We start from the raw sequence: 19,928 nt of genomic DNA, 5'->3' as shown, positions 1-19,928 counted from the left end.
GCGCTTACGACGCATCTGACTTGGTGCCCTCCAAGTCAGATGTGTGTGTCTTCTCGATCCACATACTGATGAAGTGGCTGCGGTTCACCAGGGCCGCCTTGCGCGACAAAAGGGCTGTTATCACGGGCGGCCTCGGGCATCGGACGCGCGATAGCGTTGCGTTTCGCGAGGGATCGAACGGCGGAGCACGCCACTCGGTGGCTGATCCCGTCCTCGGACGCTTTCATGAGCTAAATCGATAACCGTATGCGTTTCCGCCGGGGTAATCGGGCTGGTTACGTTGGTCTAAGTTTGCGGCAGTCGGCTTTGTCCCCGTTCTGCTTCTCGTTGGCGGAGCGGTCACGAGGACGTCTTGCATCACAATCGATGACGACTTTTGGAGAGGCGCAATGAAAGTACAAGTGAACGAGCAGACCTACGACGTCGAGTCGAGCGGTGATACACCGCTCCTTTGGGTCATCCGAGACGAGCTTGGACTTACGGGAACAAAGTATGGCTGCGGCTTAGCGCAATGCGGTGCGTGTTCGGTTCTCATAGATGGGCAGGTTGTCCGCTCGTGCGTTACTCCCCTCGACAGCGTATTTGACCGGAAGATCACGACGATCGAGGCGATCGAAGCCGATGATGTCGGGAAGAAGGTCGTCGCAGCTTGGATAAACCATCAAGTTCCGCAATGCGGTTACTGTCAGTCAGGTCAGGTCATGGCCGCGACAGCTTTGCTCAAGGAAGTCCCAAAACCCACAGAGGAAGACATTGCTGCTGTGATGGTAAACCTCTGTCGCTGCGGCACCTACAACGCCATTAAAGCTGCGGTTCGTGACGTTGCTGGCCTGGAGGTCAGAGCGCTATGAACGAGGTCGCACGGAACATTGAAACAAAGGAAAGATTTCCGAACGGGTCCCCGGTGAATATTTCCCGCCGTGGCTTTCTACTCTCGTCCGTGGGCGCTGCTGCAGGAGCACTTGTTCTCGGCTTCGGTCTTCCTGTTCGTCCCGTCGCTGCACAAGAGGCTGCGGCGGCCGCACCTGGCACGCGTGTGCCTGCCTTCATCGAAATTCGCCCCGACAACACGGTTCGCTTTATGAGTCCGTTTGTTGAGGGAGGGCAGGGCATTTTTACCGCCATGGCACAGATCGTGGGCGAGGAGCTGGACATCGACCCGGAAACCTTCATCGTTGAAAACGCTCCGACCGGCTCAGACTATCAGGTCGTTGGCGGCAAAATGCGTATCACCGGTGGCAGCATGTCCGTACGCATGAGTTACGACACGATGCGTCATTTGGGGGCGTCCGCTCGCCTGATGATCTTGCAGGCCGCGGCGAACCGGATGAGTGCGCAGATCCAAGACCTGACAACCGAACCGGGTCGCGTTGTGCATGCAGCCTCCGGCAGGACTCTGACCTATGGGGAGCTGGCCGCGGACGCTCTGGCTCTTCCTGTGCCGCCGGCTTCGGATGTCAAGCTGAAGGAAAAGTCTCAGTTCCGCTGGATAGGGAAGCCGCTCAAGCGCCTGGATATCGCCGACAAATCTACTGGGAGGGTGACTTACGCGATCGACTGCAAAGCCGATGGAATGTTACACGCTGCCGTCCAGCACGCACCCAGACTCGGTCTTACCGTCGGGGAGATCAGGAACGAGAGTGAAGTGCGTGGTATGGCTGGTGTCCATTCAGTGCATTCCCTTTCGGGAGCCGTCGCGGTTGTCGCCGAGCGGTGGTGGAATGCCAAGCGCGCGGTGGAGGCGCTGGTCGTAGATTGGGTGGAACCAACTAAGGAACCAGACAACCCTGGCCTTCGCAATATGCCTGCCGAGTTCTCGACCGATGCGTTCCGTGACCGTCTTTCCAAAGAACCGGGCGACGGCAAGGATGCCGAAAACGAGGGGGACGTTGGTGGTGTCTTTGAGAAAGCAAATTCCGTCATCTCGGCCACATACTTTAGCCAGTACCTGAACCATGCTCAGTTGGAGCCTCCTTCTGCGCTGGCCCGGTTCAACGATGACGGAACGTTGGATGTCTGGATGCCGAACCAGGCACCGGATATGTTCCAGGGTGATATCGCGAAAACACTAGGCCTCGAAACTACCCAGGTGCGGGTACACAGCCCGTTGCTCGGAGGTTTTTTTGGGCGGCATTTCCTCTATGCGTCAGCCAACCCTTATCCTCAAGCAATCCAGCTTGCGAAAGCGGTAGGCAGACCCGTGAAGGTAATCTGGACGCGAGAGGAAGAGTTCCTTCGCGACCCACTTCGCCCAATGGCGGCTGTCAGATTTCGGGGGGCGGTCGACGGCAGCGGAATGCCTGTAGCGATTGAGGCGGTCAGCGTTTGCGAAGGTCCAACCGAAGGTCTCGCGGGGCATAATCCGGACAAGATCGACGACGGCGCTGTCGAGGGCCTCACAGGGAAGCCTTATTCAATCCCCAATCACCGCATCGCCCACCTGTACGTGAAAAGCCCCACGACGCTGGCGTACTGGCGCTCGGTTGGCAACTCCATGAACGACTTCTTCTATGAGACGTTCCTGGATGAAATGGCCGATGCGGGTAAACAGGACCCATTTGAACTACGCCTTCGCCTCCTCAAGGACAATGCGCGGCTGACGACTCTTTTGAACACGGTCGGCGATCTTTCCGGTGGATGGAAGCGTGGGCCGTTCACTGCCGAAGACGGCAGCCGCCGCGCTCGAGGGGTTGCAATGGCATCACCCTTCGGAAGTCACACAGCTGCGATCGCGGAAGTATCTATCCGGAATGGCGAGGTCGTGGTTCACGATGTCTGGGAAGCGATCGATCCAGGCAGCATCGTGAACCCTGCAATCATCGATGCCCAGATCAACTCTGCGGTTGCACTGGGACTTTCCCAAGTTCTGCTCGAGGAAGTTCGCTATGAGAATGGACTACCGGTCGCACGGAACTACGATCTTTACCCCATTTTGCCTCCGTCACGGATGCCTCGAGTTCATACGAAGATCGTAGAGAGCGGAGAAAAGATGGGGGGCGTGGGCGAACCGGGCCTGCCGGCCATACCTCCGGCGGTAGCCAACGCAGTCTCCACATTGACCGGGCAGCGCATCCGAAGCATGCCCCTCTCGCGATATACCTTCGATAGCTGATCACTTTCCGACCGCCAGCCGCTGATCTTCGGTCGTGACGCCGCGGTAGTTGATCAGCGGAGTCCAGGGCGTTCTGCGCCTGTTGGCTTCCACTCGTTTTTCTGGGGACAATTCATTGAAAAAAGCACTCATTGCAATTCTGGTTGTCGTTGTAGCCGTGGGTGGAGGACTGGCTTGGTTCGTCAATCGGATTCCGGGCTCGGTTTTTGACGGGCAACCGGCGCAGGAAACCTTCTCTTCCGACCTAGTGCAACGCGGCGAATATGTCGCCCGACAGGCCGACTGTGTTGCTTGCCATAGCTTGCCCAATGGCAAGCCTTTCGCTGGCGGGCTGGAAATGGGAACCCCGCTGGGCTCCATTTTCGCCACGAACATTACACCCGACAAGCAAACCGGAATCGGCAATTACACCTTGGCTGACTTCGATCGTGCGGTGAGACAAGGGGTAACGCCGGACGGTCGACGCCTCTACCCGGCAATGCCGTATCCCTCATACGCCAAGATGAACGACGACGATGTTAAAGCACTGTATGCGTTCTTCATTAACGGCGTCGAGCCGGCAACGAAAGAAAACAAGGTCAGTGGAATAACCTGGCCGTTGAACATGCGTTGGCCGCTTGCGCTATGGAACACGGTCTTTACGGAGGGCGGCACCTATGTCCAGAAGTCCGCGGAAGACCCGGTGTGGAACCGCGGTGCTTATCTCGTTCAGGGCGCGGGACACTGTGGCAGTTGCCATACGCCGCGAGCGGTTACCATGAACGAGAAGGCGTTGGACGAGTCCAGTCCGCTCTATCTTTCGGGTGCCCTTCTCGATGGATGGTATGCGCCGAGCCTCCGTCAAGACCACAATACGGGCCTCGGCCGATGGACTGAGGACGATATTTTTCAGTTCCTCAAGAACGGTCGCAACCAGCATGCGGTCGTCTTCGGTTCCATGAGCGAAGCCTACAACAATTCGCTTGCGTTCATGACTGATGAGGACCTGCGCGCCATCGGCAAGTATCTCAAGTCGTTGCCGGGCGATCCGGTGCGCGACGGACCCCCTTGGAAATATCCCACGAATGCGGGATCGGCGACGCTTTCTGACCGGCGAGCTGCTCCGGGAGCGCAGACGTTCGAGGCTAAATGCAGTTTCTGCCATGGATCGGACGGCAAGGGACGCAACGAATGGATCCCACCATTGGCAGGAGCAGCCTCATCCCTTTCGTCGGAGAACGCGTCTCAGATCAATGTAACGCTCAATGGTTCAGCCAGAGTCGTGACGGATGGCATTCCCGACTCTTACCGAATGCCTTCGTTCAGGGAGCAGTTGTCCGATCGTGAGATCGCTGACGTCTTGACTTACGCACGGTCCGCATGGGGCAACCACGGCGGCCCGATCAAGGCCGAGGACATCAGAGCCCTTCGGGACCACACAGGGCCGGTCAGCAGCAACCCCATCGTCCTCCAGATGCGGTAATCACCAAGTGAACGAGCAAAGGCCGGGGTCGACGTTCGGCCCTTCAAGTGGGCCACTCATGAGACCGTTCGATAACCGTATGCGGGAAAAAGAGGTAATCCTGGGACCTCTGTGACCTATCTCCCATCAGACGCGCGACTTGGGCGTGCCTGGAACACCGCCGAATACGCAACTGATGGAGTGAGATATGCCGCTGTCCAACCAACTTGAAGTTTCGCGCCGGAACTTACTTATCTCGTCCGCTGCCGTCTCGATCGCGGCGGTGGGAGCCGAAGACGTGAAGGCTGCCCCGCAGTCCAAGGGAGAAACAATGAACCCGACATCGGAAACGGTTCTTACAGTCAATGGCATTGATCACAGTCTAAGGATCGACAACAGAACAACACTGCTCGATGCTCTCCGCGAGCATCTTCACTTAACTGGCACGAAGAAAGGCTGCGATCATGGCCAATGCGGTGCGTGCACTGTGATCGTGGAGGGTCGACGTATCAATTCCTGTCTCACTCTTGCTGTTATGCACGACGGTGACGACATCACGACTATCGAGGGCTTGGGACAGCCCGGAAACCTCCATCCCATGCAAGCCGCTTTCGTCAAACACGACGGCTTTCAATGCGGATACTGTACCCCTGGTCAGATCTGTTCCTTCTTGGCGGTGCTCGAAGAAATCAAGTCCAATATCCCGAGCCACGTCACCAGTGACCTTTCGGTCAAGGCTCAACTGACCGCCGCGGAGATCCGAGAAAGGATGAGCGGGAACATCTGTCGATGTGGCGCTTATTCGAACATTCTGGATGCAATTTCGGAAGTCGCGGGGATCAAGGCATGAGAGCGTTTACCTACGAACGTGCCTCGACAGCGGAGGCTGCGGCGAAAGCTATTGCGGCGAACCCCGAGGCCAAATTCATCGCCGGTGGTACCAACCTTCTTGACTTGATGAAGTTGGAGATTGAGCGGCCCACGCACCTGATCGATGTCAACGGCGTCGGTCTGGATAAAATAGAACCCACACCAGACGGCGGCCTTCGAATTGGCGCGCTTGTCAGGAACACGGATCTTGCAAGCCATGAAAAGGTCCGGAGCGATTATGGCCTTCTCACTCGTGCTCTGGTCGCGGGTGCATCCGGCCAGTTGCGAAATAAAGCGACAACGGCAGGCAATCTGCTACAGCGGACTCGGTGTCCGTACTTCTACGATACGAACCAGCCGTGCAACAAGCGCCAGCCAGGAAGCGGCTGTTCGGCGATCGGCGGGTTTTCTCGTCAGCACGCGATAGTCGGAAGCAGTAACTCCTGCATCGCCACCCACCCGAGCGACATGGCTATTGCAATGCGGGCGCTCGATGCGACGGTTGAAACCGTGAAGGGAGACGGCAGCAAGCGCTCAATTCCGATCGCGGACTTTCATCGTCTTCCAGGCGATACGCCTCACATCGAGACGGCGCTCGAGCAGGGTGAATTCATTGCGGCGGTGGTTTTGCCTCCACCGATCGGAGGCAAGCAAATCTACCGTAAGGTTCGCGATCGGGCGTCCTACGCGTTTGCGCTCGTGTCGATAGGCGCGGTCATCCAACCAGATGGGACAGGCCGCTTTGCCGTGGGTGGCGTTGCCCACAAACCGTGGCGGACATCCTCCGCCGATGACAGGCTCAAAGATGGCGCGAGGGCTGCCGCAAACGAAGTGCTCGCCGACGCACGTCCCACCGATCAGAACCGCTTCAAGATTGATCTCGTCGAGCGAACGCTTGGCGCTGTGATCGTCGAGGCAAGGGGGTAACGACGATGAAATTCGACACACCTGCTACCCAAAATCCTATTGATCAGATGAAGGTCGTCGGTCAGCCCGTTCCCCGTATCGACGGTCAACTCAAGACCACCGGCCGGGCGATGTACGCTTACGAGTGGCATGACCCGAATTTCCCGTACGCTTACGGCTATCCCGTGGGAGCCTCGATCGCGAAGGGTCGCATCCGGTCTATTGACGCGGACGAGGCAAAGAAATCTCCGGGCGTACTCGCCGTCGTAACGGCATTGGAGGTGGGAAAGCGCGAGAAAGGGAAATTCAATACTGCAAACCTCTTTGGCGGCGATGAGGTCCAGCACTATCACCAGGCGATCGCGGTCGTCGTGGCTGAAACCTTCGAGCAGGCCCGAGCCGCGGCTTCGCATCTAAAGGTCGACTACGAAGTGAGGGAGGGCAGTTTCGATCTCAGAAGAGCCAAGGACATGGCGGTCAAGCCGGACGAGAAGCTGCAGCCCGACACTGCGGTCGGCGACTTCGAAGGCGCTTTCAGAACTGCCGAGGTGACCCTGGACGAGAGTTACTCCACGCCAGATCAATCGCACTCAATGATGGAGCCCCACGCTTCGATCGCCGCTTGGGATAGTGATAAGCTGACCGTCTGGACGTCCAGCCAGATGATTGACTGGTGGAGGTCTGACCTTGCCACGACCCTTGGCATCGACAAGGACGATGTACATCTTATGTCGCCATTTATCGGTGGTGGATTTGGCGGAAAGTTATTTCTGAGAGCCGACGCGGTGCTCGCCGCTTTCGGAGCGAAGGCCGCGGGCAGACCGGTCAAAGTGGCGCTTCCACGTCCGTTCATGCCGAACAACACGACACATCGCCCCGCCACTATCCAACGTCTTAGAATTGGCGCGGGACGCGACGGGAAAATAACGGCAATCGCTCATGAAAGCTGGTCGGGCGACCAGCCTGGAGGTCAGCTGGAGACCGCTGTAAACCAGACGCGACTCTTGTATGCGGGACAAAATCGGATGACTGCCATGCGGCTGGCGACCCTGCATTTGCCCGAAGGCAATGCGATGCGGGCACCGGGGGAAGCTCCTGGTTTGATGGCACTTGAAATCGCCATCGATGAGATCGCTGAGAAAGTCGGCATGGATCCGGTCGAGTTCCGCGTCCTCAATGATACTCAGGTTGACCCCGAGAAGCCCGAACGACCCTTCACGCAGAGGAATCTGGTTGGGTGTCTCAAGCTCGGCGCAGAGCGTTTCGGATGGGACCAGCGAGGTAAGCCCGGTTCGCAACGGGAAGGAAACTGGCTGGTTGGCCTAGGCGTGGCTGCCGCGTTTCGTAACAACCTGCTCCTACCTTCCGCCGCGCGCGTGCGCCTCGGAAGAGACGGGATAGCGACGGTCGAAACGGATATGACGGACATCGGAACTGGCAGCTATACGATCATCGCGCAGACAGCCGCCGAAATGCTCGGTCTTCCAGTGGATCGCGTAGCTGTCCAGCTTGGCGATTCCCGTTTTCCGGTCTCGGCGGGTTCCGGTGGACAATTTGGTGCGAACTGTTCCACCTCGGGGGTATACGCAGCCTGCGTGAAGCTTCGCGAGGCGATCGCGCAGAAGCTCGGGTTCAATACCGACGACGTGGTCTTTGAGAGCGGCCAGGTACGGTCAGGCAATCGTTCTGTACCGCTGGCGGAAGCTGCCGGACCGGATGGTCTATCTGGCGAGGACGGCATGGAGTGGGGCGATCTGGCCGAGACCCATCAACAGTCCACCTTCGGTGCACATTTCGTCGAAGTAGGCGTTGATATCGCCACCGGAGAAACCCGCGTCCGGCGAATGCTCGCTGTCTGTGCGGCTGGCCGTATCCTGAATCCGATAACAGCTCGCAGCCAAGTCATCGGAGCCATGACAATGGGGGTAGGCGGGGCCTTATCCGAAGAGCTGGCTGTCGACACGCGTCGCGGCTTCTTCGTCAACCACGACCTCGCTGGATACGAAGTTCCGGTGCACGCCGACATCCCACATCAGGAAGTCGTCTTCATGGAAGAGGCAGATCCAATGTCATCGCCGATGAAGGCGAAAGGCGTAGGCGAACTCGGCCTGTGCGGTGTGTCCGCTGCTGTCGCCAACGCGATCTACAACGCGACCGGAGTAAGGGTGCGGCATTATCCGATTACGTTGGACAAGCTTATTGGTGGGCTACCAGACGTCGCCTGACGTTTGAGGTGGCGATGCGGCATTCGCATCGCCACCAACTTCAGAGTGCACCGTTTGAATCAGATTTTTCATTCGACGTTAAGCTCTGCCTCGATCTTGGCGACGCCGTACACATTGATTGATGAGAAAACCTCATAACGGCAAGCGTCTGCTGGGCGCTAATCCCGAAGAACGCAATTTGCTACGGATTATCTGACTGCCGGCCGAAATACCGAAGCAGGTTATCCGACATGTGGATCTGGTGCCGACGGGAGGACCGGCATCGACGAAAAGAGGGTTGCTAAATGAAGCGCAAGACCGTCGCGAGCTGGAGCGGTGCACTGACTGCTGGGCTGGCTGTTTTCATTGGAGGGTACTTTTCGACCCAAGGCCTCAGCGGGACGAGGTCAGCAATTGCCGCTGCGAACGCCGTGTCCTTCCCTGCATTGGATAACCTTGTCCATTACACGACGGTGCGAAGGGGCGTGACCCGCGAGCATATGCTAACGACCCCAGAGGCTCTCAGCGCGATCAAGGCTGGCCAACCCGTAGCCGTTGGAACGCATGTGGTCCTTGTGGACTATCAGAGCGATGTTCTACACCGCTATCTAGTGGCTCAGAAAGTGGGCGAAGGCTCCTCTGAGTGGGCCTATCAGTGGTTTTGGCCCGATCAATCGATCAAAGCGGACGAGAATGTGGCTCAATGCTACTCCTGCCATCGATCGCGCGAAGAGGAACAATTCATGTTCACCTTCACTGACGCAACGGCCTTCAAGTGATTAGATACTAGCGCCGGAAACGCGAATGTTCAGAGTCTTCCTTCTGCAGCGTATCGCGCTGCCGACATGCATGCTTGCACTTCTACTTTTGTCGCTTGCCTATTGGTGGCTCGACAACGTACCGCACGAACTGTTTGGCACCGGCCTTTTCGTGCTGCTGTGCTGGCACATTTACCTCAATCGCGCGTGGTTCAGGAAACTGAGACGTGGCACCTACGATAGCAAGCGCGCATTCGAAGTGGCGCTACATTTGGGCCTTATCGCCAACATGGCAGTACTGTCGATTACCAGCGTGGTCATATCGAAAACAGTGCTAGCCTCGTTACCGATCCCGGATTTTCCTTATCTGCGGGAAATACATTGGTTCTCGGCATATTGGGTCGTTGTGGCCACCGGAATACACGTTGGCTTGCACTGGGAGCGTTCGCGCGCGGGCCTTTTTAATCGACTTGGAGTGAACCAGTCCAATCGAGCGCTCAAGACAATACTCTGGGGGATAGGCACTGTTGCTCTTGTTCAAGGGGTTTCCAGCTTCCGGATACTCGGCGTATGGACGAAGCTCACATTCAATTACAGCCTCGAGTTTTGGGACTTTACAGCCTCGGTAGCGCCGTTCTTCGCACATTGGATCGCGGTGTTTATGATCCCGGCGGTCCTTACCCACATAGTGATGGTCGCGTGGCGACGGAGAGGCCGAAGACGTAAAGCAATCCGGCCTGTAGGCGAAACTCAGGTGGAGAATATCTAATCTCGGTGCCTTAGTGCATCGACCAACGCAGCAAACGCGGGAGAGGACTGACGTCGGCTGGGGTAGTAAAGATAGTAACCATCCCAGGGAGGTGAGAATTCTTGGAGAACGTGTTGCAAGCGCCCTTCAGCGATATACGGTGTTACAATTTCCAGCGGGATATAGGCTAGGCCGAAGCCATCCAGTGCTGCCTCGAGAGCGTTGAAGGTGTTATTGAACACAAGCTGTCCGTCTACCCGGATCCTGATTTCCTGTCCGTTCTCCTCGAATTCCCAAACGTAGAGCCCGCCCGAACTCGGAAGTCGAAAGTTTATGCAGGTGTGGTCGACCAAATCCTTGGGGTGTGAAGGAACGCCGTGCTCCGTGAAGTATGCGGGTGCACCGATAACGGCAAGGCTGAAGTCGGGCCCGATTCGGGCGGAAATCATGTCTTTGGCGAGGTGCTCACCCATGCGGACGCCCGCATCGTATCTTTCGGTGACGATGTCAGTGAGGCCGTTATCTAGAATCAATTCGACGTTGATGTCAGGGTACTGCGGAAGGAATTTCCGAAGCTTGGGCCAAAGAACATGGCTGATTGCGTAGTCGGACGCAGACAGTCGGATAGTGCCGGCAGGCTTGTCCTTGAGCGCGCTCAAGGCTTCCACGTGGGCATTGATTTCATCGAGATGGGGTCCGACGCCGTTCAGCAGCCGTTCCCCCGCGGCCGTCAGCGAAACCGCACGTGTGGTTCGAGTGAGTAGGCGAACACCAAGTCGAGCTTCAAGCTGCCGTATGGTGTGGCTGAACGCTGACTGGGACACGCCCATCTTGGCGGCGGCGCGGGTAAAGCTACGTTCGCGGGCCACTTCAGTAAATGCAGTCAAATCGTTGATCGACTCGCGGGCCACTGATGAATCCTTCTCATGTTGGAGAGAGGATAATAAAGCAATTTCGCTGAAAGGCTCTACTGAACTGATTTCACGCCTGCGTGATCGTCGGAGTTCCTGTTGCGCGACACCACACGGCAATTGGCGCGTCGCGGCCGCGGACGCGACGGGATTGATCGGCGTGCAGGCCGGGCATCACGGTGCGGGGATCGACGCCCCTGTTCCGGATCGCTGATAGGAGGTCATTGCTGACCATGACGTGAGACGGCGAGCCTCTCGTAAGACGCTCTAGCCTACTTGCCACGTTCACGGTGTCTCCAAGCACCGTGTATTCCAGCCGCCGACTGTGTCCGGTATTGCCGACCACGACCTCGCCAAAGTGCACCCCAATTCCGATTTGGATTGAATCTAGTTGCGACGCTCTTCGTTCGGCATTCCAGCGTTCGATCTCCGTTATCATAGCTTCGGCACAGGCTAGTGCCCTGACGGGATCGTCCCCTTGAGGTTCAGGCGTACCGAAATGTACCATGATGGAATCGCCAATGTATTTGTCGACCGTCCCTCCATGCTGAAACGTGACCTTCGCGAGGCGACCGTGAAATTCGCGTAGCAGCACCATGATCTCGTTCGGTGAAGATCTTTCGGAAATGGCCGTGAAACCAACCATATCCGCGAAGAGCACCGCTGCGTGCTGCGTAGTTGACCGGTCCAGGCCCGACAGATCGCTTGAAAGTGAACTGACAATATTCGGCGAAAAATACCTGGCCAAGTTCGAGCGTTCCTTTTCGGCCGCCACCTGCTTTCTGACAAGCTGCCTGGAACGCCATACAGTGACCGTCAGCATCAAGGTCACCAAGACAATGAACAGTATTTGGTTATACCAAGATGTGAGGCTGACCGTGTTGCGATCGAGAAAGCTCGCTATCACGGCCTCGGACGACATGCCGGTGTCGAGTGTCTTTCTAGAGCTTGAAAGCACAGATCCCGGAAGGGTCGCGACCCAAGCGAAGCCAATGGTCCAGGCTACCGCTGCCATAAACCCAGAAAATAGGACAAGCCATGGCGAGTAGCTCAGGGCCATACTGACAATGTAGATGCCAACATACAGGAAGTTAGGCAGGCGCAGGTTGATCTGCGGCGTCCAGTCGTCGACGTAAAACGGGGGAGGTACGATCAGTAGGAAGGTCAACACCGAAACATCGAGAAGGACAAATATGGCGAGGACGATTTTGCGCTGTAGGCCGTGCTTAACAAGAAGCCGGGGCAGCGCCCCAAGAATACCGAATGCGAGCAACGCGGAAAGGTAGCCGCCTGAACGTTCGAAGGGCAGGGTTAGGGCCCAGAGGGATAAGATGGCAAGCGCCGCAGATCGACCCCAGAAAATGGTGTTGAGACCTCGCAGCTCTTCGCGACTGAGTTCCTGTTCGATGTATTGAGTAGCCGGATCTCCTATCGGTGGAGCGGCCGTGGCTTCATCTCGCCTCAGGGCTCCTGCGGACACCAGAGCTGCCAGGGTATTGAGAAATTTCGCCATATGGTTCAGGGCTCCTAGATGACCGCTCGGGCGTTGCGACCGCGACAGGGCAGGCCTCAAAGCGAGAGCCGCGGTCAAAGACTCCCTCCCGCGCCATCCCTGTTGAACAAATCGCGCGGTCCGGTCGATTTTCATGTCAACGGATATAAGGACGGCAGCCAACCCGCATTAGGCAGGTTTTTTTGCTAGCCGTTATTAGATTGCCTCACTAATAGGCGTGCTCTTCAATGGCAAAACTGCACTACCAGGCCGGCGGATGCGCGACAAATCCGCCTTGCTAGCGAAGAGCATGTCGGACCCGAAGTACGGTTAGCGCGACCGCCGCGATAACGACCGGAATAGAAGCTAGCATCGCGATCGACCCAATGTGGACGCCGGTGTGATCGAGAGTTTCCGCGGTCATCTTCAGCAAGCTAAGGAGATAGTAGCTGATTGCTATGATCGAAAACCCTTCCACCGCTCGTTGGATTTTCAGTTGGACCGCCGCGCGTTCGGCCATTGCACGTATTTGGACAGTGTTCTGGTATTCAATTTCAACTTGGATCCGAGTTTGCAGCAAATCGAGAAGGTGCATCGTGGCATGCGACAGCTGTTCCAGTCGCAGTGCTGTCGCAGCACAAGTTCGAACCGCCGGCTTGAATCTCCTTGCAACGAAGACACCGAACCGCTGAAAGCCGGGGACATGGGATTCGCGCAGCTCGGCTATGCGCTCTTCCACGATGGTTGCGTACGCCGCTGTCGCCCCGAAGCGGTTTCGCGTCTCCGCGGTTGCGGAGATCACGTGTGCTGACAGCGTGGAAATCTCGTCGAGGAGCCTCTTGTGCTCTTCGGCGGGAGTGTTCAGATGACGGTTCGTAAGATCGGTTAGCTTCTCGTCGAAGTCCTTCAGCACCGGTGCGAGGCGTCGGGCCTCTGGTAGGCCCAACAGGGCCATCGACCGATAGGTTTCAATCTCGCAAATCCGCCGTACCATTCGACCCAGCCGATAAGCGTTCAGTTCGGCGTTGAACAAAAGGATTCGGCTGCTCTCGCCGGGGCCCACGACGAAATCCGAGCAAACCTGCGCCGCGCTACCGCCAATAGCAGATGCGGCCGTGTCGCCGAACCCATACTGTCTGAGGATCGGAGAGAGATCTTCAGGCGGCGAATCGAGAACCAATACTGAGACCCTACAGATCAATTGAGAGGGTGTAGTGGTAACGCCAAAATCCTTATGGAAACGCGTTTCCTGTGGCCATTCCTGCACAGGCAGTTTGAGCGGCGTGACCCTCGTCACTGTCGTGAATTCTGTGTGGTGCTCGATTTGCACCCTAATTCCGTCATCGCTCATAGCGTTCGTCTGCTGGATTTCGGCGATTCCTTGCGTCTGCGTTGAAGCGGGCATGAACGCAACATGCTCAACCAGAGAAGGTCCGCTGAAGTAAATTGAGGGGCGCGCGTGAAGTTCGGCATTGAAATTCGTCGAAGCACTCACCTTTAGGCCCCCGTCGGCGGTTTTCGTCAATCGTTTCCTTGATAGCTGTTTAGCAGCCCTTTCGGAACTCGTTGCTCAGTCGGCGTTCGAGGCTCGCGACGCGACGTCTCTCGTGGTCTGATCTCCGTCGCAGCGCGGACTGCCATAATTCCCAAAGGCTTGTATCTCTCGACGAGATTGATGTCCGAATTCTCTTTCCGTTGTGAATGGGGCACTTTTTCCTCGCTTTGCCGATAGAGAGTTGGGGTTCCGGTCGAGTTAGATTTCGGCCACCCATCATGGCAGCTATCACGTTTGACGATTTCCGATGTCTGCGAGGCGGCCGATAGCTCCAGCGTCCTTGCCGATTGGTCGGTGTCTATTCATATACTTGATTGGCAGCAGACCAGACATACTGTCCAGACATCGGATATAACCTGTGGCTATTGCTTGATGATCCGAGATCCGCGTCATGGCCAATGCCGATCATCGATTTTTCGCTGAAGCAGGCGAGGGCTCAGGTATCACCCGGCACGACCGATGGAAGCAATTTTGATGCGGCAGTAAGGGCCTGGAGCCTGTTCCAGGTGCGCGCCCAACCATGAGCGCTGAAATCGCGAGTCAATTGGAAGAGGGGTTGGAGGACAGCTTTCTGATCATCAACCCTGTCGCCGCGACATCTACGAGCATTCGAGGGGCCGGCCAGCGTGATCGGAAGGATGGCGGCGTCAGTTAGCTCTTCTCAGCGATTGAAATCGACCTGTCGGCGCGAATGACAGGAGCAATCCCTGTGTAGTCGGGGATCGAATAATTGGCAGCCGTCTCTAACTTGTGCCCCGCGTGCTCAATAATCACCACAGCCGATCCGGCGGCGATACCTGCTTTGACACCAGCTTCCACATCTTCGAAGACAAGACATCCGGAGGGCGCAACGCCGAGCCGCTCTGCGCCCAAGAGATAGCCCTGCGGATTGGGCTTTCCAATCTTAACATCTTCGCCAGTGACCATGAACCGGGGTACGGCAAGCCCCGCGGCCTCCAAGCGACGAAGTGCAAGTGCTTTGCTCGAAGAGGTGACGATGGCCCAGTTGTCGGACGGCAAGGCAGCGAGGAACTCCTGTGCCCCGGGAATAGCGACAACGCCGTCCACATCTTCGATCTCGGCTCGTTCGATCGACGCAGCTTCTTCAATGGGGTCAACGCCCGGAAGCCCCAACTGGCTGATGGTGTCAACGCCGCGCTTTCCATGCATTGTCGGCAGAAATTCCGCGGGAATCAGACCATGGCGCTGCGCCCAAGCTCCCCAAACCCGCTCAGCGGCGGCGGCGGAACTCAAAATAGTGCCGTCCATATCGAAGAGGAACGCTGAGTATCGAACAGAAGGATTAATGGGCACCAGACACCTTTCTTAGGAAGAGGGTTTCTTACTGGAGGGGACGCAACTGACCCCGACGCGCGTAGTCGTTGAGGTTCACGATGTCCACCATCTTGTCGGCTTCGTGGGCATCTAGCGTATCGAGGACGACACCATGATATTCCGCTGGCCAACCGGTAAAAACATCGACGACCGACCAATACTTGTCGGCGGTATTTTTCAGGACCTGGTAGCGAAGATGATGCATCCCAGAGAGGGTAAAGCGTGGATGCGACAAAACAAGGGAAGGATTGAACCCGCAGCGAAAGTCTCTGTTGTGCGAAACCGACGGACAAAACTCTTTCTTATGCGAAACTGGCAGACATTTAGGTTGATAGTTGCGTTCTTATGCGAAATTGACGGACAAAACTCGCCGCGAACAAAGCCGCCCTCACGTTTGTGGAGGGCAGCTTTACATCATGTGTGCTACGATTATGGGGTCGGCGGAAACCCGGAGCAGGCGCTCGGGTGGAAATCACCGGCGGCCGACAGGAGCGAACGTCTTCACCATTCGGGCGGGCAATTTCTCAATGTTTCCTTTGTGATGACCGCGCTGTCGTAGGTTACGAACTGCGCCTTCTGTGATTTCGGATTTGTTGCCGCCTCGTAAAGCACCTTAAAAGTTAGCCGTCCCAAAAGCTCCGGACGCGTGCAGACTGAGCCGTCCAGGTCGCCATTGGCGATGGCGTTGTTGCCTTCGAGCGATCCACCACCGGTCGAGACTAACTTTGCGCTTGAACCCGACATGTGCAACGCTTTAGCGCATCCAATTGCCATCGGATCAGCCTGGCTGAATATCAAGTCCAGATCGGGTGTCGTCGACAGCATGTTGTTGCACACAGCCATTCCCTGCTCGGGTGTCCAGTCGGTTTCCTGCAACGCTACGATCTGATATTGGATTCCTGCTTTATCCAGAGCTGCGCGGAAACCTTCAGTTCTTTGAGTGACGGCCGAATAGCCATGAGCGCCTTCGACAACTGCGATTTTTGCGGAATGGGTTTTAGGCAGGAGCGTCGTCGCCAGTTCGCCCGCGCGCTCACCGATGGCCACATCGTCAGTGGTCACCAGGGCAGACAGACTCGGAAACACGTCTCTCATCTCCCGAGTTTTGCTATCGCCAACCTGGACCGCCACTGAGACGCTCGGGATATTTCGAGCGGCGCTCTTATCGGCAAAGGTTTCGGCCAATCTCGAATCCATTGGGAGGAAACCAATTCCGTTTACGCCCTGGGAAATGAGGTCGTTGATCGCTGCTGCTTGCTTCCCAGCATTTCCTTCCGGATCCAGGACGATCGTCTTGACATCGGCCTCCGCGGCCGCCTCCTCGAAACCCTTTTTGGTGGCGGCGTTGAAAGGAATTTTGAGGCTCGCCACGACATAGCCCAAGGTCAACTGGCCGGCCGATGAGGAGGTTTCCATTGCAACCAAGAGGCCCACTGATGCGGCTGCTCCGATGGCGGCCTTTTGAAGTCGGATGTTCATAGTATTTACCTTTCCGCTAGTGTCGTCTGGCCGCTAGGCTGCGTGAAATCTTGTGTCCGCTGCGCGCCCATGCACTCTCACGGTGTTGCGCTTTGGGAGTTGGAACTTCTCGACTTCTTCTGAGAGAACGGTGGCCTGATCCCGCAGCGCGTTACTCATCGCGGCTGTCTCTTCAGCCATGGCTGCGTTTTGCTGAGTGGTGCTGTCGAGAGAATGAATTGCGGCGGAGGTTTCGCGCAGGCCGGTGGACTGCTCTTTAATCCCGACAACAATATCATCGACCTTGATGTCGATAGAGGCGACAAACGAACTGATTTCGGTAAGAGCCTTCCCGGTCTCCCCAACGTGCTTTACGCCTTGACTAACTTCCAGCGTCGAGTTGTCGATCAGGAGCTTGATCTGTTTAGCAGCGCTGGCGGAACGCTGGGCGAGTTCGCGAACTTCGCTCGCGACGACCGCAAACCCCTTGCCGCTTTCTCCTGCTCGTGCGGCTTCCACTCCTGCGTTCAGGGCCAACAGATTTGTCTGGAAGGCGATCTCATCGATTACACTAATGATTTGCGCGATCTCGTTGGCCGAACGCTCGATACGATTCATCGCTTCAACCGCATTCCTCGTGACTTCGGTCGAGGCCTCCGCACGGGCGCGCGCTTGGCCAACGAGTTGACGTGTCGCTTCCGTGCTTTTCGTAAGTTGTCCTATTGTAGCGGTAATCTGCTCGAGTGCCGCGGACGCTTCCTCGAGGGCAGCAGCCTGCTGTTCCGTGCGCCTTGACATTTGATCTGCGCCGGAACTGAGTTCGCCGCCAGCCCTTCGAACATCGCTGGTTCCCTCCATCACCCTTTCGAGCGTCACCTGAAGCGTTTCAACCGACCGATTGAAATCCTGTCGAATCTGATCGAATTCGGGGCTGAATGCCTCGGAGATTTGTACCTCCAGATTGCTGTTGGCGAGCCCCTCCAAGGCCGCCCCCAGCCGCCCAACGGCCGCGGCAGTATCGTTGGCACGCCTCATGGCGTCCGCCTCACGAGCCTGCTGCTCTCTCATCCGCTCGACGCTTGCAGCCTCCACTTCGATTTCGAGGTTTGCTTTTTGAATTCCCGCCAACCGGAAGACCTCTAGAGCCTTCGCAATCATCCCAATCTCGTCGACCCGACTTTTGAAGGGCACAGCACACTGACTTTCCCCGGCTGCAAGTCTTTCCATGTAGGCAGTTATCGACGAGAGCGGTGCGATTGCGCGGATTCGAATGAAGATAACGCCCGCGACGAAGACCAGAACCGCCAGAAGGCCGCCATAGAGTGCGCTCGTGCCCAGCCAATCGACCTCGTCAACCGCGGTGCGTTCGTTGGATGCCGATATCTGAGACGCAAGGTCGCTAAGTTCGAGGACGGCCTCCCGCTGATTCTCATAGGCGCGAGCTAAGTCATCCATGATGGCCATCATGGTGTCGTAGCGTTTCCCGACCGCCGGCACGAATTGCTCCAGCGTGACAAACCAAAACCTGTCAGATGCCGGTATTAGTTTTTCATTGAGAATTGCAGCTTCTGAAGGCGGAAGGGATGCCGACGTCCAAACCGATTTGCGTTCATCGTAACGTTTTTTTAGCTCGTAGATTCGAGCTATCGCTCTGGCGCGGCGGTCAGGATGGAAGTTTGCTTCATAAACCGCTGCGTAAGCCTCCACTTCGAACAGCGGAGGCGGGACGAGATCCGCCGGCAAATCTCTCTGGATCGCTATTTCTTGATAGAGCGGACCTTCAATTTGGCCCCGTTTCATCGCGTAAGTCTGGACATACAGAGCGGCGACGAGGCCTGCGGTGACCAGAAGAGCAAAAAGGAAAAGCAGACGGCTGATTGTCAGTTGTGGCATTTGATGACCCACGGATATTCGGACTTAGACGATCAGAAGTCATTTCCGGCTAAACTATTGTCATAATAGTTGTCTTCCGCCGGCCGAGGCGATGGAAAGGCAATTTTGGAAATATTGCCCGGAACATTTCTTGTTCCTTAATTCTGGGCGGGCAGGCGTCCAATGGGTAAACTGCTTATAATGCTGTCTGATACGCGTCATTGCGCACGCTGTAGTAATTCTCCTGTCCATCTTCTCTTAAACATTGATTTAATCTTTTGCTTTGCGCGAATCGGACGCAAACATGCAAAGCGCTCCGCCATTTTCCTCGACAATGCGGTCTGCTTGATAGACGGGCCTTCGGATGGCTCGATGAATAAAAGGCGAGAGAGAAAGACCATCCTGGCAAACGCTGTCAGAGCGGAGGTGAGGGGTCGCCTCTCGCGCTTCGCGCAGCGCACTTTTCGCGGCCCTACGCGGCGGCTAACAAACCCCTCATCCGTGCGTTAGAGCGCCAGCGGCAATACCATCCAGCGCCTCCTGCAGGGTATCGTACACTTTGGCCAGTTGACGACCCGAGAATGCCGGGATCGCGGCTCGCAATGCACTGTAGCTGGAACGCGTGACGTACATCCGCCCCCTCTTCTCGTACACGTATTCCATTTCAGTACCGCTGTCAGAGCCGTTGACGTAGTCGAACTTCAGGAGCCAAGCATCCTCGTGGGGAACAAGCGTTGCGTTCGATATCGACACGTCTGGAACCTGGAGTTCAGCGCGGCTAATAAATAGCGTCCAGTCGCGATCTTCGAAGAGATCATCCAAGCCTTTCTCGATATCCAGGGAGGCCTTGGGGTCCCAAAGCGCAAAATTGTCAAAGGCCTCCACATATCTCTGAACGCCGTCTTGAATAGTCTCGAGCGACTTCTCGTCGTCGCCAAGTTCCTGAGCGCGATAGCGCAGGCAGCCCTCCGCGGTGTCGAATTCTTCGGATGCATCGAATATCTCGATCTCATCGTCGAAGGTGACTGAATGCCGAACACCCCATTCCCTGTAGCCATCTGTCGGTCGTTCGTCCTCGTCTGGAAACGCCACCTCGAGACATCCGTACGTCCTCCCGGTCTTAGCCATACGGCGCGCGCCGAAAACCGCACGTGAGTGAGCCACGCCGCGAGCTATGGCGGGTAGGATTTCGGTGATTGCCATCGAAAGCGTAGGTCCAGCAACGTCTCGCTCTCCCTCGTCGTATTTGCCGAAGAAGGTGAGGGA

General features: G+C 56.7%; 16 protein-coding genes. 8 read left to right on the top strand and 8 right to left on the bottom strand.

Going from position 1 to position 19,928, the window contains the following annotated elements:
- Nucleotides 1-389 precede the first annotated feature (389 nt).
- From ACSQ9D_RS10200 to ACSQ9D_RS10165, 8 genes are all read left to right on the top strand, one after another.
- Nucleotides 390-851: a (2Fe-2S)-binding protein gene (locus ACSQ9D_RS10200; protein ID WP_436282132.1), complete on the top strand. Its 462-nt coding sequence runs from the start codon at nucleotides 390-392 to the stop codon at nucleotides 849-851.
- Nucleotides 848-3,112 (top strand): molybdopterin cofactor-binding domain-containing protein, encoded by a 2,265-nt coding sequence (locus ACSQ9D_RS10195; protein WP_436282131.1) that lies wholly within the window; start codon nucleotides 848-850, stop codon nucleotides 3,110-3,112. The genes ACSQ9D_RS10200 and ACSQ9D_RS10195 overlap by 4 nt, the downstream gene beginning before the upstream one ends.
- A gap of 49 nt (nucleotides 3,113-3,161) precedes the next feature.
- Entirely contained in the window at nucleotides 3,162-4,574 is a 1,413-nt protein-coding gene (locus tag ACSQ9D_RS10190; RefSeq protein WP_436282130.1) for a c-type cytochrome, read from the top strand.
- 187 nt (nucleotides 4,575-4,761) lie between these two features.
- The gene (gene paoA, locus ACSQ9D_RS10185; protein ID WP_436282129.1) at nucleotides 4,762-5,403 is read left to right on the top strand and encodes an aldehyde dehydrogenase iron-sulfur subunit PaoA; all 642 of its coding nucleotides are present in this window, start codon (nucleotides 4,762-4,764) and stop codon (nucleotides 5,401-5,403) included.
- A complete protein-coding gene (locus tag ACSQ9D_RS10180) occupies nucleotides 5,400-6,350 on the top strand; it encodes an FAD binding domain-containing protein (RefSeq protein WP_436282128.1) in 951 nt (316 codons plus the stop codon). The genes paoA and ACSQ9D_RS10180 overlap by 4 nt, the downstream gene beginning before the upstream one ends.
- 5 nt (nucleotides 6,351-6,355) lie before the next feature.
- Nucleotides 6,356-8,554, top strand: a complete 2,199-nt coding sequence (gene paoC, locus ACSQ9D_RS10175; protein ID WP_436282127.1) for an aldehyde oxidoreductase molybdenum-binding subunit PaoC — start codon at nucleotides 6,356-6,358, stop codon at nucleotides 8,552-8,554.
- Between the two features lie 284 nt (nucleotides 8,555-8,838).
- Nucleotides 8,839-9,312 carry a hypothetical protein gene (locus tag ACSQ9D_RS10170; protein WP_436282126.1) on the top strand — a complete coding sequence of 158 codons (474 nt, stop codon included), beginning with the start codon at nucleotides 8,839-8,841 and terminating at the stop codon, nucleotides 9,310-9,312.
- A gap of 25 nt (nucleotides 9,313-9,337) precedes the next feature.
- Complete coding sequence (locus ACSQ9D_RS10165; RefSeq protein WP_436282125.1) at nucleotides 9,338-10,060, top strand: DUF4405 domain-containing protein; 723 nt, start codon at nucleotides 9,338-9,340, stop codon at nucleotides 10,058-10,060.
- Here the strand turns inward: ACSQ9D_RS10165 and ACSQ9D_RS10160 are convergent.
- The 8 genes from ACSQ9D_RS10160 to ACSQ9D_RS10125 all read right to left on the bottom strand — a co-directional run bounded on the left by ACSQ9D_RS10160 (nucleotide 10,057) and on the right by ACSQ9D_RS10125 (nucleotide 19,865).
- Nucleotides 10,057-10,950, bottom strand: a complete 894-nt coding sequence (locus ACSQ9D_RS10160) for a LysR family transcriptional regulator (RefSeq protein WP_436282124.1) — start codon at nucleotides 10,948-10,950, stop codon at nucleotides 10,057-10,059. The genes ACSQ9D_RS10165 and ACSQ9D_RS10160 overlap by 4 nt on opposite strands.
- 70 nt (nucleotides 10,951-11,020) lie before the next feature.
- Nucleotides 11,021-12,463 (bottom strand): adenylate/guanylate cyclase domain-containing protein, encoded by a 1,443-nt coding sequence (locus tag ACSQ9D_RS10155; protein ID WP_436282123.1) that lies wholly within the window; start codon nucleotides 12,461-12,463, stop codon nucleotides 11,021-11,023.
- 277 nt (nucleotides 12,464-12,740) lie between these two features.
- Nucleotides 12,741-13,967, bottom strand: a complete 1,227-nt coding sequence (locus ACSQ9D_RS10150) for a DUF3422 domain-containing protein (protein ID WP_436282122.1) — start codon at nucleotides 13,965-13,967, stop codon at nucleotides 12,741-12,743.
- 681 nt (nucleotides 13,968-14,648) lie between these two features.
- Nucleotides 14,649-15,266, bottom strand: coding sequence for an HAD-IA family hydrolase (locus ACSQ9D_RS10145; protein WP_436283809.1), 618 nt, complete (start codon nucleotides 15,264-15,266; stop codon nucleotides 14,649-14,651).
- A gap of 73 nt (nucleotides 15,267-15,339) precedes the next feature.
- Nucleotides 15,340-15,537, bottom strand: a complete 198-nt coding sequence (locus ACSQ9D_RS10140) for a hypothetical protein (protein WP_436282121.1) — start codon at nucleotides 15,535-15,537, stop codon at nucleotides 15,340-15,342.
- Between the two features lie 296 nt (nucleotides 15,538-15,833).
- The gene (locus ACSQ9D_RS10135; protein ID WP_436282120.1) at nucleotides 15,834-16,811 is read right to left on the bottom strand and encodes a sugar ABC transporter substrate-binding protein; all 978 of its coding nucleotides are present in this window, start codon (nucleotides 16,809-16,811) and stop codon (nucleotides 15,834-15,836) included.
- 33 nt (nucleotides 16,812-16,844) lie between these two features.
- The gene (locus tag ACSQ9D_RS10130; protein WP_436282119.1) at nucleotides 16,845-18,683 is read right to left on the bottom strand and encodes a methyl-accepting chemotaxis protein; all 1,839 of its coding nucleotides are present in this window, start codon (nucleotides 18,681-18,683) and stop codon (nucleotides 16,845-16,847) included.
- Nucleotides 18,684-19,157: 474 nt separating this feature from the next.
- Nucleotides 19,158-19,865, bottom strand: coding sequence for a hypothetical protein (locus ACSQ9D_RS10125; protein ID WP_436282118.1), 708 nt, complete (start codon nucleotides 19,863-19,865; stop codon nucleotides 19,158-19,160).
- Nucleotides 19,866-19,928: the final 63 nt, after the last annotated feature.

Source organism: Rhizobium sp. LjRoot258 (assembly GCF_964254185.1).
Lineage (GTDB): Bacteria > Pseudomonadota > Alphaproteobacteria > Rhizobiales > Rhizobiaceae > Rhizobium.
The sequence above is the reverse complement of the archived record's forward strand: the minus strand, read 5'-3'. Positions and strand labels throughout refer to the sequence as shown.

What these genes read in the sequence shown, in the direction of transcription:
- ACSQ9D_RS10200 (WP_436282132.1), top strand. Translation starts at nt 390, where the DNA reads ATGAAAGTACAAGTGAACGAGCAGACCTACGACGTCGAGTCGAGCGGT.
- ACSQ9D_RS10195 (WP_436282131.1), top strand. Translation starts at nt 848, where the DNA reads ATGAACGAGGTCGCACGGAACATTGAAACAAAGGAAAGATTTCCGAAC.
- paoA (WP_436282129.1), top strand. Translation starts at nt 4,762, where the DNA reads ATGCCGCTGTCCAACCAACTTGAAGTTTCGCGCCGGAACTTACTTATC.
- ACSQ9D_RS10180 (WP_436282128.1), top strand. Translation starts at nt 5,400, where the DNA reads ATGAGAGCGTTTACCTACGAACGTGCCTCGACAGCGGAGGCTGCGGCG.
- paoC (WP_436282127.1), top strand. Translation starts at nt 6,356, where the DNA reads ATGAAATTCGACACACCTGCTACCCAAAATCCTATTGATCAGATGAAG.
- ACSQ9D_RS10170 (WP_436282126.1), top strand. Translation starts at nt 8,839, where the DNA reads ATGAAGCGCAAGACCGTCGCGAGCTGGAGCGGTGCACTGACTGCTGGG.
- ACSQ9D_RS10165 (WP_436282125.1), top strand. Translation starts at nt 9,338, where the DNA reads ATGTTCAGAGTCTTCCTTCTGCAGCGTATCGCGCTGCCGACATGCATG.
- ACSQ9D_RS10155 (WP_436282123.1), bottom strand. Translation starts at nt 12,463, where the DNA reads ATGGCGAAATTTCTCAATACCCTGGCAGCTCTGGTGTCCGCAGGAGCC.
- ACSQ9D_RS10145 (WP_436283809.1), bottom strand. Translation starts at nt 15,266, where the DNA reads ATGGACGGCACTATTTTGAGTTCCGCCGCCGCCGCTGAGCGGGTTTGG.
- ACSQ9D_RS10140 (WP_436282121.1), bottom strand. Translation starts at nt 15,537, where the DNA reads ATGCATCATCTTCGCTACCAGGTCCTGAAAAATACCGCCGACAAGTAT.
- ACSQ9D_RS10135 (WP_436282120.1), bottom strand. Translation starts at nt 16,811, where the DNA reads ATGAACATCCGACTTCAAAAGGCCGCCATCGGAGCAGCCGCATCAGTG.
- ACSQ9D_RS10130 (WP_436282119.1), bottom strand. Translation starts at nt 18,683, where the DNA reads ATGCCACAACTGACAATCAGCCGTCTGCTTTTCCTTTTTGCTCTTCTG.
- ACSQ9D_RS10125 (WP_436282118.1), bottom strand. Translation starts at nt 19,865, where the DNA reads ATGGCAATCACCGAAATCCTACCCGCCATAGCTCGCGGCGTGGCTCAC.